At 61.4% G+C, this 14049-nt stretch carries 15 protein-coding genes; 3 read left to right on the forward strand and 12 right to left on the reverse strand.

What is annotated here, in order from left to right; genetic code table 11:
• Positions 1-4: 4 nt before the first annotated feature.
• Positions 5-829 carry a hypothetical protein gene (locus IEX16_RS16840; protein WP_229676402.1) on the reverse strand — a complete coding sequence of 275 codons (825 nt, stop codon included), beginning with the start codon at positions 827-829 and terminating at the stop codon, positions 5-7.
• A 42-nt stretch (positions 830-871) separates the two neighbouring features.
• On the opposite strand from IEX16_RS16840, the gene IEX16_RS16845 reads away from it, so the two are divergent.
• Genes IEX16_RS16845 through IEX16_RS16855 form a run of 3 tightly spaced genes read left to right on the forward strand, consistent with a single transcriptional unit; the run spans position 872 to position 2919 of the window.
• Positions 872-1471: a LemA family protein gene (locus IEX16_RS16845; protein ID WP_188709648.1), complete on the forward strand. Its 600-nt coding sequence runs from the start codon at positions 872-874 to the stop codon at positions 1469-1471.
• A gap of 16 nt (positions 1472-1487) precedes the next feature.
• On the forward strand, positions 1488-2396 hold the full coding sequence (locus IEX16_RS16850; protein ID WP_188709649.1) for a TPM domain-containing protein: 909 nt from the start codon (positions 1488-1490) through the stop codon (positions 2394-2396).
• Between the two features lie 4 nt (positions 2397-2400).
• Entirely contained in the window at positions 2401-2919 is a 519-nt protein-coding gene (locus IEX16_RS16855) for a TPM domain-containing protein (protein WP_188709650.1), read from the forward strand.
• An 80-nt stretch (positions 2920-2999) separates the two neighbouring features.
• Here IEX16_RS16855 and pdeM read toward each other — a convergent pair whose 3' ends face one another.
• The 11 genes from pdeM to IEX16_RS16910 all read right to left on the reverse strand — a co-directional run bounded on the left by pdeM (position 3000) and on the right by IEX16_RS16910 (position 13983).
• Complete coding sequence (gene pdeM / locus IEX16_RS16860) at positions 3000-3668, reverse strand: ligase-associated DNA damage response endonuclease PdeM (protein ID WP_188709651.1); 669 nt, start codon at positions 3666-3668, stop codon at positions 3000-3002.
• Between the two features lie 14 nt (positions 3669-3682).
• Entirely contained in the window at positions 3683-6556 is a 2874-nt protein-coding gene (locus tag IEX16_RS16865) for a ligase-associated DNA damage response DEXH box helicase (protein WP_229676406.1), read from the reverse strand.
• Positions 6557-6817: 261 nt separating this feature from the next.
• Positions 6818-7243 (reverse strand): F0F1 ATP synthase subunit epsilon, encoded by a 426-nt coding sequence (locus IEX16_RS16870; RefSeq protein WP_188709653.1) that lies wholly within the window; start codon positions 7241-7243, stop codon positions 6818-6820.
• Positions 7244-7246: 3 nt separating this feature from the next.
• Complete coding sequence (atpD, locus tag IEX16_RS16875) at positions 7247-8650, reverse strand: F0F1 ATP synthase subunit beta (protein WP_188709654.1); 1404 nt, start codon at positions 8648-8650, stop codon at positions 7247-7249.
• 40 nt (positions 8651-8690) lie between these two features.
• A complete protein-coding gene (atpG, locus tag IEX16_RS16880; RefSeq protein ID WP_188709655.1) occupies positions 8691-9557 on the reverse strand; it encodes a F0F1 ATP synthase subunit gamma in 867 nt (288 codons plus the stop codon).
• A 53-nt stretch (positions 9558-9610) separates the two neighbouring features.
• Positions 9611-11164, reverse strand: coding sequence for a F0F1 ATP synthase subunit alpha (gene atpA / locus IEX16_RS16885; RefSeq protein WP_188709656.1), 1554 nt, complete (start codon positions 11162-11164; stop codon positions 9611-9613).
• A 60-nt stretch (positions 11165-11224) separates the two neighbouring features.
• Entirely contained in the window at positions 11225-11755 is a 531-nt protein-coding gene (locus IEX16_RS16890) for a F0F1 ATP synthase subunit delta (RefSeq protein ID WP_188709657.1), read from the reverse strand.
• A gap of 12 nt (positions 11756-11767) precedes the next feature.
• Positions 11768-12238 (reverse strand): F0F1 ATP synthase subunit B, encoded by a 471-nt coding sequence (locus IEX16_RS16895; RefSeq protein ID WP_188709658.1) that lies wholly within the window; start codon positions 12236-12238, stop codon positions 11768-11770.
• Positions 12239-12274: 36 nt separating this feature from the next.
• Positions 12275-12538, reverse strand: coding sequence for a F0F1 ATP synthase subunit C (atpE, locus tag IEX16_RS16900; protein ID WP_114972255.1), 264 nt, complete (start codon positions 12536-12538; stop codon positions 12275-12277).
• Between the two features lie 46 nt (positions 12539-12584).
• Positions 12585-13472, reverse strand: a complete 888-nt coding sequence (atpB, locus tag IEX16_RS16905; RefSeq protein WP_188709659.1) for a F0F1 ATP synthase subunit A — start codon at positions 13470-13472, stop codon at positions 12585-12587.
• A gap of 10 nt (positions 13473-13482) precedes the next feature.
• The gene (locus IEX16_RS16910; protein ID WP_229676403.1) at positions 13483-13983 is read right to left on the reverse strand and encodes an ATP synthase subunit I; all 501 of its coding nucleotides are present in this window, start codon (positions 13981-13983) and stop codon (positions 13483-13485) included.
• Positions 13984-14049 lie beyond the last annotated feature (66 nt).

Below are 14049 nucleotides of genomic sequence, written 5' to 3' on the forward strand. Positions count from 1 at the left end.
GGATTCATTCGCTGGAATACGCGCCCAGCTCTTTTTTGGATGCGCCCGTATTAAGCCACGCCCGGATGACGGCCTGCATGTCGGTGGCCTGCCCGGCCTGCCACAGCAGCTCCGGCCCCACCACAGGGGTGCCCTCCGGCAACACGCGCAGGACGGCGTCCACAAACTCGGCCAGCTTGGTGGGCCGCGCCGGCAGCGCCGATGCCGGAATCATGTATTTCATGACGGACAACATCCAGGCCGCGAGTTTTTCGGGCGCAGACCGTCCCGTTGGTGCGCTCTGCTTTTGCGCCGAACGCACCAGCAGCACCCGCTCAAAGCCCAGCGAGGCGACACCCTGCTCGTCCATGCTGGCCAGGCCATGCATGAGCGCTTGCGGCAGGCTGCCCTGCGCGTGTGGCAGGACCAGCACCAGTGTGCGCACACCACAGCGCCTGAACCACTGCGCCAACGCCGGCAATTGTGCTGGTGCGGGCGTCCACAGCGCGCGCTCGCGGTCGTGGTACAGCCGGAGCGGCTCGAACATCACCACGCCGGTGTGCGCCGGTGCCGGGCACAGTGGCCAGGCGGTGATGTCGTCGTCACCGGCCAGCACGATGGCGACCTGCGCCAGCGCGGTTGTGATCGGTTCCCGCGCCAGCACCTGGGCCTGCGCAAAACGTCCGCTGCCGGCGAGCCAGCGCAACACCTCGCTGCCAAGTGCACCGGTCGCGCCGGTCACCAGCAAGCCGGGCTGGGCGCCGCCCCCGGCCGTTGACGGCCGCAAGGTCGACTGCAAGGCCTGAAGGAGGCTGGCCAACATTGGAAAATGGATGACGTTCAGCGCCATATGACTATGGTAGTGTTACAGCTTGCTTTTTGGAGGCTTCCTATGAAATTGCGTTTCCTGAACTGGCTCTTTGGCGCCACACTCGCCGTGCTGCTGACCGGCTGCGGCTACAACGATTTCCAGAGCCTGGACGAGCAGACCAAATCGGCCTGGTCCGAGGTTCTCAACCAGTACCAGCGGCGTGCCGACCTGGTGCCAAACATTGTCGCCACCGTTAAGGGCGAAGCCGCCTTCGAGCAGGACACCCTGACCCGCGTGGTCGAGGCACGGGCCAAAGCGACCTCCATGCAGGTCACGCCGGAGACGCTGAACAACCCGGAAGCCTTCGCAAAATTTCAGGCGGCGCAAGGTGAGCTGAGTTCGGCCCTGTCGCGCCTGATGGTGGTGACCGAAAATTACCCCAACCTCAAGGCCAACCAGGGCTTCCAGGATCTGCGCGTGCAGCTGGAGGGTACAGAAAACCGCATTACCGTGGCGCGCAATCGCTACATCCTGGCGGTGCAGGCCTACAACGTGCTCGCGCGCAGCTTCCCCAGCAACCTGACGGCCATGGTCTTCGGCTACAGCGTCAAGCCGACTTTTAGTGTGCAGAACGAGGCGCAGATCAGCACGCCGCCGGCGGTTAACTTCGAGAAGAAATAAGCGGGCGCCAGTTTTGATGCATCAAGCGTCCATCGCCCGCGCGCTGGCGGCCCTGGGACTGTTGCTGGGTCTGTGGGTTGGCGCTGTGTCTGCCCAGGCCCTGCAGGCGATCCCCGCGCTGACGGCGCGTGTGATCGACACCACCAGCACGCTGGACGCCACGCAGAAGCAGGCGCTGGAAGCCAAGCTGGCAGCTTTTGAAAAAGCCCGAGGCTCACAAATCGTGGTGCTGATGGTGCCGACCACCCAGCCCGAGGACATCTTTGACTACACCCAGCGCGTCGGCGACCTCTGGAAGATAGGCCGCAAGGACATCGGCGACGGTGTGCTGCTGGTGGTCGCCAAGAATGACCGCAAGGTGCGTATCGCCACGGCCAAGACGCTGGAGGGTGCGGTCCCGGATCTGGCGGCGCAGCAGATCATCGCCCGCGCGCTGACACCGCGGTTTCGTGAGAACGACTTTGCCGGGGGCATCAACGCCGCAGCCGACCAGATCATGGCGCGTATCAGTGGCGAGAACCTGGCTTTGCCGGAGGCTGAAGGCACACCGAGCGGCGGCGACGCTGGCTTTCAGTGGACCGATCTGGCCGTCTTCCTGTTTTTCGCCGTTCCCATCGGCGGGCGCGTGCTGTCGGGCATGCTGGGCCGCAAGTTCGGTGCGCTGGCCACTGGTGGTGCCGTCGGCGTGGTCGCCTGGATTTTCACGGCCAGCCTGCTGATCGGAGGTCTGGCGGCGCTCGTCGGGTTGGTTTTCGCATTGATCACCGGCCTGGCATCCACGGGCCGCGGCGGCAGCTCCGGCTGGGGCAGCGGTGGCGGCTGGGGCGGCGGCTCCTCCGGTGGCAGTTGGGGCGGTGGGGGGGGCGGTTTCAGCAGCGGCGGTGGTGGCAATTTTGGCGGCGGCGGCGCGTCAGGCGGATGGTGACGGCATGAAGCTCTGGACCTCTTTCCTGCGCACCCTGAACCATCTTTGGCTGGATGCCGACGACACGCGCCGCGCCATCGCGCCAGACATGCTGGAGCGCCTGCAGCGGCGGGTGGCCGCCAGTGAGCAACGCCACACTGGCGAAATCCGCATCTGCGTAGAAGCCGGCCTGCCACTGAGCTACCTGTGGCGCGGCGCTCCTGCGCGCGAACGAGCCGTGACGATGTTCGGCAAGCTGCGTGTCTGGGACACCGAACACAACAACGGCGTGCTGATCTATCTGCTGTTGGCTGACCATGCGATCGAGATCGTGGCTGACCGGGGGCTGGCCCGGCATGTGGACGCGACCCAATGGCAGGCCATGGTGGTGCGCATGGCCGAAGCCTTCAAGGAAAAGCGCTACGAGGACGGGCTGACCCAGGCGCTGGAAGAAACCTCGGCGCTGCTGATGGCGCACTTCGCCGTGGCTGACGCAGCCAGGGCCAACCTCAACGAGCTGCCGGATTCACCTGTGTTGCAATAACGCAGTGCACAGATTGCTATCTATTTTATAGCTATCGAACCTTTCCCGACATGGGCTAGAGGCCAATTTGTCTTATAGATTCAGGTTTCTGGCAACTGCCAGACCGCCTGGCCTCCTACCGGGAAAAGGCGCCGACCTGGCTGCGGTAACACGTTCCAGCCACCGGTAAATTCACCAAAAGCCGGCAGGATCGCAAGCCCTGGCTCCAGGCAGAAACACGGCAGGCGCAGACGGTCGTGGGCACGCCCACGCAGCGAGAGCGCGGGGTGCAGGTGACCGGCAATCACGCCATGGCTGGCATGTTTCTGCGGATGGTGGCAGGCGGCGAAGGGACCGATCAGCCAGGGCTCATCGACCACACGAATGCCGAGCGAGGCCGGCGGATCGCCGGCCCGGCTGTCGTGGTTGCCGCGCACCAGCGTGCAATCCAGATCGGGATTCAAGGCGCGCCACTGCGTCAGGGCATCCAGCACCGATGCCGTGCGGCTCTGGACCGCATGCAAAAAATCCCCGAGAAACACCAGTTGTGCCGGCTGGTAATGCAGCACCAGTGCGCTGATGCGTGCCAGGTTTTCACGCGTGGTGCCGCCGGGCACCGGCTGGCCGAGTGCCCGGTAGGTGGCGGCCTTGCCAAGATGCAAATCGGCGATCCAGAGCACACGCTGCGCCGGCCACCACAGGGCGCGCTCGGGCAAGAGCCAGACGGTTTCGCCGGCGTAACTCACTGCAAGTGGCGGGGCGGAAAGCATGGGCACTGCGTCCATCACAACGGGGGCAGCGGCCGCGAAGGTTTGCGCCGCGATGGGCGTTTGCCAGTGGAAGATTTTGAAGCGCCTGCAGCACCTTCCTGGCCGAACACCAGCGTTTCGCGCACCTGGGCCGCGTCCTGCGAAGGGGTACTCGCCACACCTGGCGCCGGCCCCGCAGCTTTCTCCAGTTGCTGCACGATCCGGGCAATCCGGTCCGCCACACTTTCGTTGGACAACTGCTCGCGGAAACGCTCGACCATCAACGGGAAGGCAAACGGTGTTGGCCGAGGCAGCTCTTTGAGCACCAGGCGCTGCGTGTTCATGCGCGCCAGGCTGGCACGCAGGCGGCCGATATCCAGTTCCTGCGCGAGCAACTCCTGCTCGGCCTGCAGCAACAGTTTGTTGGCCGGATCGTACTTCCGGAAAACTTCCCAGAACAGCGACGATGAGGCCTGCAACTGCTTGTTGCTGCGATTTTCGCCCGGATAGCCCTGGAAAATCAGGCCGGACACGCGGGCGATTTCGCGAAAGCGGCGTTGCGCCAGTTCGCTGGCATTCAAACTTTGCAGCACCTCATGCAGCAAGGCTGCGCGCCGACCCTCTTCCACGTCGCCATGCGTCATCGCGTCCTGCGCTTGGGCATCGTGGCCCACCTGCAACACCTGTGGCAACAGAGTCGGCCAATCCACCGCCTGCGCGCACAGCAACTCAAAACCATAGTCGTTGACCGCTATCGAAAACGTGCGCGGTGCGTGTTGCGCGACCCGCCAGGCGATCAGACTGGCCAGGCCGAGGTGCACATGGCGTCCGGCGAACGGGTAAAGAAACAGGTGCCAGCCCTCGCGTGTCTTGAGTACCTCGGCCAGCAGGGTCTGCGGCGTCGGCAAGGCCGACCACTGCTGCTGGATTTCCAGCAGCGGCCGCACACGCTTCAATTCCGGTGTCTCGTAGCGGCCCTCGTCGGCCATCGCCAGCTGCTGCACCACCGCATCGGCCAGGGTGGTGGACAGCGGCATGCGCCCACCGTTCCAGCGCGGCACGGCGTGGCGCTTGCTGGTGGCCCGGCGCACCCAAGCCGTCATCTCACGGATGCGCACCATCTCCAGCAGACGGCCGCCGAACAGGAAACAGTCCCCCGGCTTCAGGCGTGCTGCAAAATTTTCTTCCACGCTGCCGATCCGGGCGCCACCGAGGTATTGCACCGTCATGCTGGCATCACTGACGATGGTGCCGATGTTCATGCGGTGGCGCCGGGCCAGGCGGGTGTCTGGCACGCGCCAGATGCCTTCTTCATCCGGAACCGTGCGCTGATAGTCCGGATAGGCCGCCAGCGAGGGACCCCCCTGGCGCACAAAGGCCAGACACCAGTTCCAGGTCTCGATGGAGAGTTCGGCGTAGGCCGCGGTGCCGCGCACCTCCCAGTACAGGGCTTCCGGGATAAATCCACCACCAAGTGCAACCGTCACCAGATGCTGCACCAGCACGTCGAGCGGCTGCTCGGGTGAGACACGCGCTTCGATATGCCCAGCCGCAATCGCAGCTCGGGCGGCGGAGCCCTCCACCATCTCGATGCTGTGTGTCGGCACGAGTGTGATGCGCGACGGCCGGCCCGGCGCGTGGCCGGAGCGCCCTGCACGCTGCAGCAAGCGCGCCACACCTTTGGGCGAGCCGATCTGCAACACGCGCTCCACCGGCAAAAAATCGACGCCGAGGTCCAGGCTGGAGGTACACACCACGGCCCGCAAGCTGCCGCTTTTCAAACCCAGCTCGACCCATTCGCGTACCCCGCGGTCCAGCGAGCCGTGGTGCAGGGCAATCAGTCCGGCCCACTCGGGTTTGGCTTGCAGCAGGGCCTGGTACCATATCTCCGACTGGGACCGCGTGTTGGTGAACACCAGCGTCGTGCTGCTGCGCGCAATTTCGGCGATCACCTGCGGCAACATGCTCAGGCCGAGATGACCGCCCCAGGGAAACCGATCCGTTGTGGCAGGCAGCAGTGAGTCGATGACCAGCTTCTTGGGCACCCGACCCTGGACCAGCGTACCGCCGTGCCGCCCGAGCAATGTGTGCATGGCCTCCTGCAGATTTCCGAGCGTCGCTGACATGCCCCAAATCACGAGGCCAGTTTGTGTCACACGCGGCGCAGTCAGTTTCCCAGTCGAGCCGGGGCCGCGGGACTGGCTTTGCCAGACCGCAGGCGCAGCGGCCCCCTCGGGGCTGTTGCTTGCGGCTCCAAAGCTGCTTGAGCAGCTTTGGACAGGCGACAGAAGCGAAGCCTCCGGCGAGCGGCGGCCTGCAAGGTGCAGCGAACCACACGCAGTGGGGAGCGTGGGGGCCCACATCTTCAGTCTGGCCAGCGCGAGCTGCACCTGCACGCCGCGCTTGTTGCCCAGCAGCTCATGCCATTCATCCACCACCACCATCTTCACGCTGGACAACACCTCTTTGGCATCCGCACGCGAGAGCAATACCGACAGACTTTCCGGCGTGGTGACCAGCACCGAGGGCAGGCGCCGCGCCTGGGCGCTGCGTTCGCTGCTGGCGGTATCGCCGGTGCGGGCGCCCACCGTCCAGGCTGCGGCGCCGGGGTATGCCGCTTCAAGTGCCTGCAATGGCTCCTGCAGGGCACGCACGGTGTCAGCTGCGAGTGCACGCATGGGCGTGAGCCACAAAACCGTCAGCGGCGGTGCAGCGGAAGAGGCTTTTTCCGCACGCTGTGGCGCAAAGGCCTGCAAGGCAGCGAGCCAGACGGCAAACGTCTTGCCGGAGCCGGTGGTGGCATGTAACAGGCCGGACTCGCCGTTTTGCACCGCAGCCCAAACCTCGCGCTGAAACGCAAAAGGCTTCCAGCCGCGCGCGGCAAACCAGCCCAGCAAGGTTTTTTTGATACCGGCGGCGCTCGCGCCTTTTGCCGGGACAGGCCGGACGGGCGGCTTGCCGGTCACGGGCTGCCCAAGGCGGTATGACCGGAACGGCGATTCATGAACACATCCTAGCGCGGCAGCTTTAGCCCTGCACCGCGCCAGCCTGCTTTGAGCGTGTCAGCAGGAACCGACAGGCAGGAAGTGCGCAGCCAAGCACTGCGCCGCAGTATGAAAAAAGCCCCTGGCTTGCGACAGGGGCTTGGTCGGAGCAGCGTGCTGCGGCCTTTATTTTTTCTGGCGGAACTTGCGCAGGGCGGCAATCTGCGCCGCCATCACCAGCAGTTCGGATTGCGCCATCGCAATGTCGATATCGGTCTTGGCATTCTTCAGGGCCTCTTCGGCTGCCGCTTTGGCCACGCCAGCTTTGGCTTCGTCCAGGTCCTTGCCGCGGATGGCGGTGTCGCTGAGCACAGTCACGCAATGCGGTTGCACTTCAAGCAGGCCGCCGGCGACGAAAACAAACTCTTCCGTGCCGTCGGCCTTTTCAATACGCACCGCGCCCGGCTTGATGCGGGTGATCAACGGTGTGTGGCGTGGGTAAATGCCCAGTTCGCCCGCCTCGCCCGGCAAAGCCACAAACCTGGCTTCGCCGGAGAAGATGGACTCCTCGGCACTGACCACATCGACACGGATGGTGTGTGGGGTGTCCATGACTTAGACCTTCTTGGCCTTCTCGAAAGCTTCGTCGATGGTGCCGACCATGTAGAAGGCCTGCTCTGGCAGGTGGTCACACTCGCCAGCCACAATCATCTTGAAGCCACGAATGGTTTCAGCCAGGCTCACGTACTTGCCGGGCGAACCGGTGAACACCTCGGCAACGTGGAAAGGCTGACTCAGGAAACGCTGGATCTTGCGGGCGCGGGCCACGGCAAGCTTGTCTTCAGGGGCCAACTCGTCCATGCCCAGAATCGCGATGATGTCGCGCAGTTCCTTGTAGCGCTGGAGCGTGCCCTGCACGGCGCGAGCCGTGTTGTAGTGGTCTTCACCGACCACGGCTGGCGACAACTGGCGGCTGGTCGAGTCGAGTGGATCGACCGCCGGGTAGATACCCAGCGAAGCAATGTCACGCGACAGCACCACAGTGGAGTCCAAGTGGGCGAAAGTGGTGGCAGGCGACGGATCGGTCAAGTCATCGGCAGGCACGTAAACGGCCTGGATGGACGTGATGGAACCCACCTTGGTGGAGGTAATACGCTCTTGCAGGCGGCCCATTTCCTCGGCCAGCGTCGGCTGGTAACCCACGGCGGAAGGCATACGGCCCAGCAGCGCGGACACTTCGGTACCGGCCAGCGTGTAGCGGTAGATGTTGTCCACGAAGAACAACACGTCACGGCCTTCGTCACGGAAGGACTCGGCAATCGTCAGGCCGGTCAGCGCGACGCGCAGACGGTTGCCTGGCGGCTCGTTCATCTGGCCGTAAACCATGGCCACTTTGGACTCGCCGAGGTTCTCGAGGTTCACGACGCCGGAATCGGCCATCTCGTGATAGAAGTCATTTCCCTCGCGGGTACGTTCACCCACACCGGCAAACACGGACAAACCTGAGTGAGCCTTGGCGATGTTGTTAATCAACTCCATCATGTTCACGGTCTTGCCGACGCCGGCACCGCCGAACAAGCCCACCTTGCCGCCCTTGGCGAACGGGCACACCAGGTCAATCACCTTGATGCCGGTTTCCAGCAGCTCTTGCGAAGGCGAGAGTTCGTCATAAGCCGGGGCTTTGCGGTGAATCGGAGCGGTCAGGGTCTGGTCAACAGGCCCGCGCTCGTCGATAGGCGCGCCCAACACGTCCATGATGCGACCCAGTGTGGCTTTGCCCACAGGAACCGTGATGTTGGCGCCAGTGTTGTAGACCATGTTGCCGCGTCGCAGGCCGTCAGAGGTGCCCAGCGCAATGGTACGCACGATGCCGTCGCCGAGCTGCTGCTGCACTTCAAGGGTCAGCGCGGAGCCTTCCATCTTGAGCGCGTCGTAAATCTTGGGCATCTGGTCGCGTGCGAATTCAACGTCAACCACCGCGCCGATACACTGAACAATCTTGCCTTGAGCTTGAGCCATGACTGGATCCTTTTCCGTTCTTTAAATCTTGAATCGCGGTTTAAACCGCTGCGGCACCTGCGACGATTTCCGAAAGTTCTTTCGTAATCGCCGCCTGACGCGTTTTGTTGTAAACCAGCTTGAGTTCGCCAATCACGCTGCCGGCGTTGTCGGTGGCGGCCTTCATGGCGACCATCCGCGCAGACTGCTCGGAAGCCATGTTCTCCGCTACTGCCTGATAAACCAGCGCCTCGACATAACGAACCAGCAGATCGTCAATCACGGTCTGTGCATCCGGCTCGTAGATGTAATCCCAGCCGTGCTGGTCCTTGTCGGCCTGCAAACGATCAGCCGTCAAGGGCAGCAACTGCTCAACCACCGCCTCTTGCCGCATGGTGTTGATAAACCGCGTGTAGCACAGGTACACCGCGTTGATCCTGCCTTCGCTGTAAGCATCGAGCAGTACCTTGACCGGTCCAATCAGTTTGTCCAGGTGCGGCTTGTCGCCCAAATGGGTCGCATGCGAAATCACCTTGGCGCCAACCCGGTTGAGAAAACCCAGACCCTTGTTGCCGATGGCCACCGCCTGCACACCCTGGCCTGCCGCCTGCAGCTCCTTGAGCTTGACAGTGACAGCGCGCAGCAGATTGGTGTTCAAGCCACCGCACAGGCCCTTGTCCGTCGTCACCACGATGAAGCCGCCAGCTTTGGCATCGTTGGCCTGCATGAAGGCGTGGGTGTATTCCGGGTTGGCTTGAGCCAGGTTGGCCGTGATGTTGCGAATCTTGTCGCTGTAAGGTCGGGCAGCGCGCATCCGTTCCTGCGCTTTGCGCATTTTGGAGGCCGCCACCATTTCCATGGCTTTGGTGATCTTGCGGGTGTTTTCCACCGACTTGATCTTGCCGCGTATCTCTTTTCCTGCCGCCATATTGCTTCCTAAATGGTTTCTAAGCGCTGGGCTTTGATGTCTTCAGGTATGTATCAGGCAAAGGACTTTTTGAACGCAGTCACAGCAGTGGTCATTTCCGCTTCCGCGTCCTTGTCCATGGCCTTGGCAGATTCGAGCTTGGCCATCAGCGCTGCGTGTTTGTCCTTGAGGTAGCTGTGCAGGCCGGCTTCAAAGGCCAGAACCTTCTTGACATCCACGTCGTCCATGAAGCCCTTGTTCACGGCGAACAGCGTGGCGGCCATGTTGGAGATGGACAGCGGCGAGTACTGGGACTGCTTGAGCAGTTCGGTTACGCGGGCACCGCGGTCCAGCTGCTTGCGGGTGGCTTCGTCCAGGTCGGAAGCAAACTGCGCGAAGGCAGCCAGCTCACGGTACTGGGCCAGGTCGGTACGGATACCACCGGACAGATTTTTGATCAGTTTGGTCTGGGCCGCACCACCGACCCGCGACACCGAAATACCGGCGTTGATGGCGGGGCGGATACCGGCATTGAACAGGCTGGTCTCCAGGAAAATCTGGCCGTCGGTGATCGAGATCACGTTGGTTGGCACGAAGGCCGAGACGTCACCGGCTTGCGTTTCAATAATCGGCAGCGCCGTCAGTGAACCGGTTTTGCCTTTGACTTCGCCTTTGGTGAAGTCTTCAACGTACTTTTCGTTCACGCGGGCCGCGCGCTCGAGCAGACGGCTGTGCAGATAAAACACGTCGCCGGGATAAGCTTCACGGCCTGGCGGACGGCGCAGCAGCAGCGAAACCTGACGGTAGGCCACAGCTTGCTTGGACAGATCGTCATACACAATCAGGGCATCTTGACCGCGGTCGCGGAAATACTCCCCCATGGTGCAACCAGAGTAAGCGCTGACATACTGCATGGCAGCCGATTCGGACGCCGATGCGGCGACAACGATGGTGTAGTCCATCGCACCGGCTTGCTCAAGCGAACGCACCACGTTTTTGATCGACGAAGCCTTCTGGCCGATGGCAACATAAACGCAAAATACGCCCGTGCCCTTCTGGTTGATGATGGCGTCAATCGCAACAGCCGTTTTACCGGTCTGGCGGTCACCGATGATCAGCTCGCGCTGGCCACGGCCAATCGGGACCATGGAGTCGATGGATTTCAGGCCGGTTTGCAAAGGTTGATCAACCGATTTACGGGCGATCACACCAGGTGCCACCTTCTCAATCACGTCGGTCATCTTGGCATTGACCGGGCCTTTGCCGTCAATCGGCTGACCCAGCGCATTGACCACACGGCCCAGCAGCTCGGGACCAACCGGCACTTCCAGAATGCGACCCGTGCACTTGACGGTGTCGCCCTCGGCGATGTGCTCGTACTCACCCAGAATCACAGAGCCGACCGAGTCGCGCTCCAGATTCAGGGCCAGGCCGTAGGTGGGTGTGCCGTCAGCAGTGGGCGGGAATTCGAGCATCTCGCCCTGCATCACATCGGACAGGCCGTGGATACGCACGATGCCGTCGGACACGGAGACAACCGTGCCCTGGTTACGGACATCGCTGCTGGCGCTCAAGCCCTCAATACGGCTCTTGATCAGTTCAGAAATTTCTGCGGGATTGAGTTGCATGACTCTTTCCTTCTTTCTATGTTGTTGGCTAATTCCGGGACACTGCGCTTGCGCACAACATCAAGAAATCAGCGCCACTTTCATTTGCTCTAAACGGGCTTTGACCGAGGTATCCAGCACCTCGTCACCCACCACGACACGTACGCCGCCTATCAGTTCGGGTTCCAGCTCCACCTTGAGGTTGAGCTTGCGGCCAAAACGCTTTTCCAGCGTTGCCGCCAGATCGGTCAGCGCGGCCCCCTCCAGCGCAAACGCGCTGTACACGATGGCATCCGACGATCCGCTTTGCGCATTTTTCAAAACCCGGAACTGACTGGCAATTTCGGGCAGGACGCCGAGACGCCCGTTATCTATCACCGCGCGCAGAAAGTTTTTTGCAGCCTCTGGCAGCTTGGCCTTGACCACGCCGGAAACCACGTCAAACGTCTGTTCCGCAGTGACTCTGGGGTTGCCAGCAAACTGCTGCAGCTGCGCATTGGCTGCGATGACGGCCAGTTCATCCAGCCAGGTGGCTGCGGCGCCCAGGTCAGACCCGGATGCCTTAAACAGCGCTTCAGCGTAAGGGCGGGCGATGGTGGCTAGTTCTGCCATGTTGACCCCCTCTTACAGCTCTGTCTTCAGGCGACCCAGCAAGTCAGCATGCACACCGGCATTGACTTCCTTGCGCAGAATCTGCTCGGCACCCTTAACCGCCAGCGCAGCGACCTGCTCGCGCAGCGTTTCCCTGGCCTTGACGGATTGCTGCTCGGCTTCGACTTGGGCAGCGGCAATGATTTTCTTGCCCTCTTCCGCAGCCTTGGCTTTGGCCTCTTCGATCATGACTTGGCCGCGACGCTCTGCATCTGCCAAGCGAACTGCAGACTCGTTGCGCGACTTGGCCAGCTCTTCTTCCACGCGCTTGTTGGCAACGGAGAGTTCGGACTTGGCCTTTTCGGCAGAAGCGAGGCCTTCAGCAATCTTTTGGGCCCGCTCGTCCAGCGCTTTCGCGATCGGCGGCCACACGAATTTCATCGTGAACAGCACCAGCAATGCAAAGACGATGGCTTGCGCCACCAGTGTTCCATTAATGTTCACAGTAAATCTCCCTCAACGAGGTGTTGCAGGCAGGACTTACTTGACCAGGCGTGCGATTTGAGCCAGGAACGGGTTGGCAGTTGCGAACCACAGGGCAATACCGGTACCGATAATGAACGCGGCGTCGATCAGACCAGCCAGCACGAACATTTTGGTTTGCAGTTCGCCCATCAGTTCTGGCTGACGTGCAGCTGCTTCAAGGTACTTGCTGCCCATGATGCCGATACCGATACAAGCACCGAGAGCGCCCAGACCGATGATCAAACCAGCAGCCAGAGCAGCAAAACTAATAACTTCCATGATTCACTCCTAAATTAACGAAAAAACACCAAAACGAAAACGAAAATCAATGCGCGTCGTGCGCTTGCCCGATGTAGACCAGCGTCAACATCATGAACACAAAAGCCTGCAGCAAAATGATGATGATGTGGAACACCGCCCAGGCCCAACCAGCCACCACATGCAGCAGCATCAACATCAAACTTGTTGAAGGATCGGTCGAAAAGGCCCACGCACCACCCAGCAGGGCAATCAGCATGAACACCAGCTCACCCGCATACATGTTGCCAAACAGCCGCATGCCGTGCGATACCGTTTTGGCAACAAAAGAGATCAATTGCTCGGCGATGTTGATGATGCCCAGAATGACTGCGAAGACCGGGTTCTTGCTGGTACCGAAAGGCGCGGACACCAACTCATGCGCCCAGCCGCCCATGCCCTTGATCTTGATGTTGTAGAAAATGCAGATAAACAAGACCGAAACCGACAGGCCCATGGTCACAGACAGGTCGGCAGTAGGCACAACACGCAGATAAGCGTGGCTCGGGTCGTAGCCCGCAGCACCATAGGCCAGGGCCCACAATTCAGGCAGCAGATCCAGCGGAAGCAGGTCCATCGCGTTCATCAGGAAAATCCAGACAAACACCACCAGCGCCAGTGGCGTCACGAGCTTGCGGCTGTTGGCGTTGTGCACAATCGCCTTGGCCTGGCCGTCCACCATTTCAAGCAGAATTTCGACAGCCGCCTGAAAGCGCCCAGGTACACCAGACGTCACGCCGCGTGCCGCCTTCCACAAAAAGAAGCAACCGACCACGCCCAGCAGGATGGAGAAAAACAGGGAATCAATGTTGAAGACGGAGAAATCAACGATTTCCGTCTGCGGCTTGTTTTGCCAGTGCGTCAGGTGGTGAACAATATATTCACTGGCTGTCGGAGCGTTTGCTTCTGCGGACATTGTTGACTCTTTAAGCTATTTTTCGTTCAGGGCGCATTAACAGCGCCACCCAATAAACCTTCAAGGTCACGATCAGGCCAATCAGCATTGCCAACCAGTCCAGATCAGGGACCAAGCGCGGGGCCGCAAACAGCATCCCGACACTGGAGGCAATCTTTATTGCCTCCCACACAAAAAAACCAAATCCAGCAGTCATTGCATTGATTGACGAGAACTGGCTCATCAAACCACGCGCAAACAAGGCGCCGGGTATCGCCACTGCCAGCGCGCCATAAAACGCCGACCAGGCCGCGATGCTTCGTCCTGTCAAAGCCCACGCGATTAACGCCACCGCCACACCAACCCCAAACTGCCCCCCGACGATCCACCAAGGCGATAAGGATGGACTAAGCTCGCGCAGCTTTTTCGCCTCTTCGCGCGTCAGCGGCTTGAAATCTTCATCGGCAGCCTGCGCCGCCCCAGCTGGCATCTTCAATGCGGAATGAACCGTCGAACCCAGCATTTTGATCATCCCAAATTACGAGCAGATTACAAGGCGGTACTTTGCAAAGCCTCTGATTATACGTAGAAACCCGAC

Source organism: Polaromonas eurypsychrophila (assembly GCF_014641715.1).
Taxonomy (GTDB): domain Bacteria; phylum Pseudomonadota; class Gammaproteobacteria; order Burkholderiales; family Burkholderiaceae_C; genus Polaromonas; species Polaromonas eurypsychrophila.

Bases quoted from the DNA above. Each gene is read 5' to 3' on its own strand.
- IEX16_RS16845 (WP_188709648.1), top strand. From the start codon at position 872: ATGAAATTGCGTTTCCTGAACTGGCTCTTTGGCGCCACACTCGCCGTG.
- pdeM (WP_188709651.1), bottom strand. From the start codon at position 3,668: ATGCTTTCCGCCCCGCCACTTGCAGTGAGTTACGCCGGCGAAACCGTC.
- IEX16_RS16840 (WP_229676402.1), bottom strand. From the start codon at position 829: ATGGCGCTGAACGTCATCCATTTTCCAATGTTGGCCAGCCTCCTTCAG.
- atpB (WP_188709659.1), bottom strand. From the start codon at position 13,472: ATGTCCGCAGAAGCAAACGCTCCGACAGCCAGTGAATATATTGTTCAC.
- atpG (WP_188709655.1), bottom strand. From the start codon at position 9,557: ATGGCGGCAGGAAAAGAGATACGCGGCAAGATCAAGTCGGTGGAAAAC.
- IEX16_RS16850 (WP_188709649.1), top strand. From the start codon at position 1,488: ATGCATCAAGCGTCCATCGCCCGCGCGCTGGCGGCCCTGGGACTGTTG.
- IEX16_RS16870 (WP_188709653.1), bottom strand. From the start codon at position 7,243: ATGGACACCCCACACACCATCCGTGTCGATGTGGTCAGTGCCGAGGAG.
- atpD (WP_188709654.1), bottom strand. From the start codon at position 8,650: ATGGCTCAAGCTCAAGGCAAGATTGTTCAGTGTATCGGCGCGGTGGTT.
- atpE (WP_114972255.1), bottom strand. From the start codon at position 12,538: ATGGAAGTTATTAGTTTTGCTGCTCTGGCTGCTGGTTTGATCATCGGT.
- IEX16_RS16890 (WP_188709657.1), bottom strand. From the start codon at position 11,755: ATGGCAGAACTAGCCACCATCGCCCGCCCTTACGCTGAAGCGCTGTTT.
- IEX16_RS16855 (WP_188709650.1), top strand. From the start codon at position 2,401: ATGAAGCTCTGGACCTCTTTCCTGCGCACCCTGAACCATCTTTGGCTG.
- atpA (WP_188709656.1), bottom strand. From the start codon at position 11,164: ATGCAACTCAATCCCGCAGAAATTTCTGAACTGATCAAGAGCCGTATT.
- IEX16_RS16910 (WP_229676403.1), bottom strand. From the start codon at position 13,983: ATGATCAAAATGCTGGGTTCGACGGTTCATTCCGCATTGAAGATGCCA.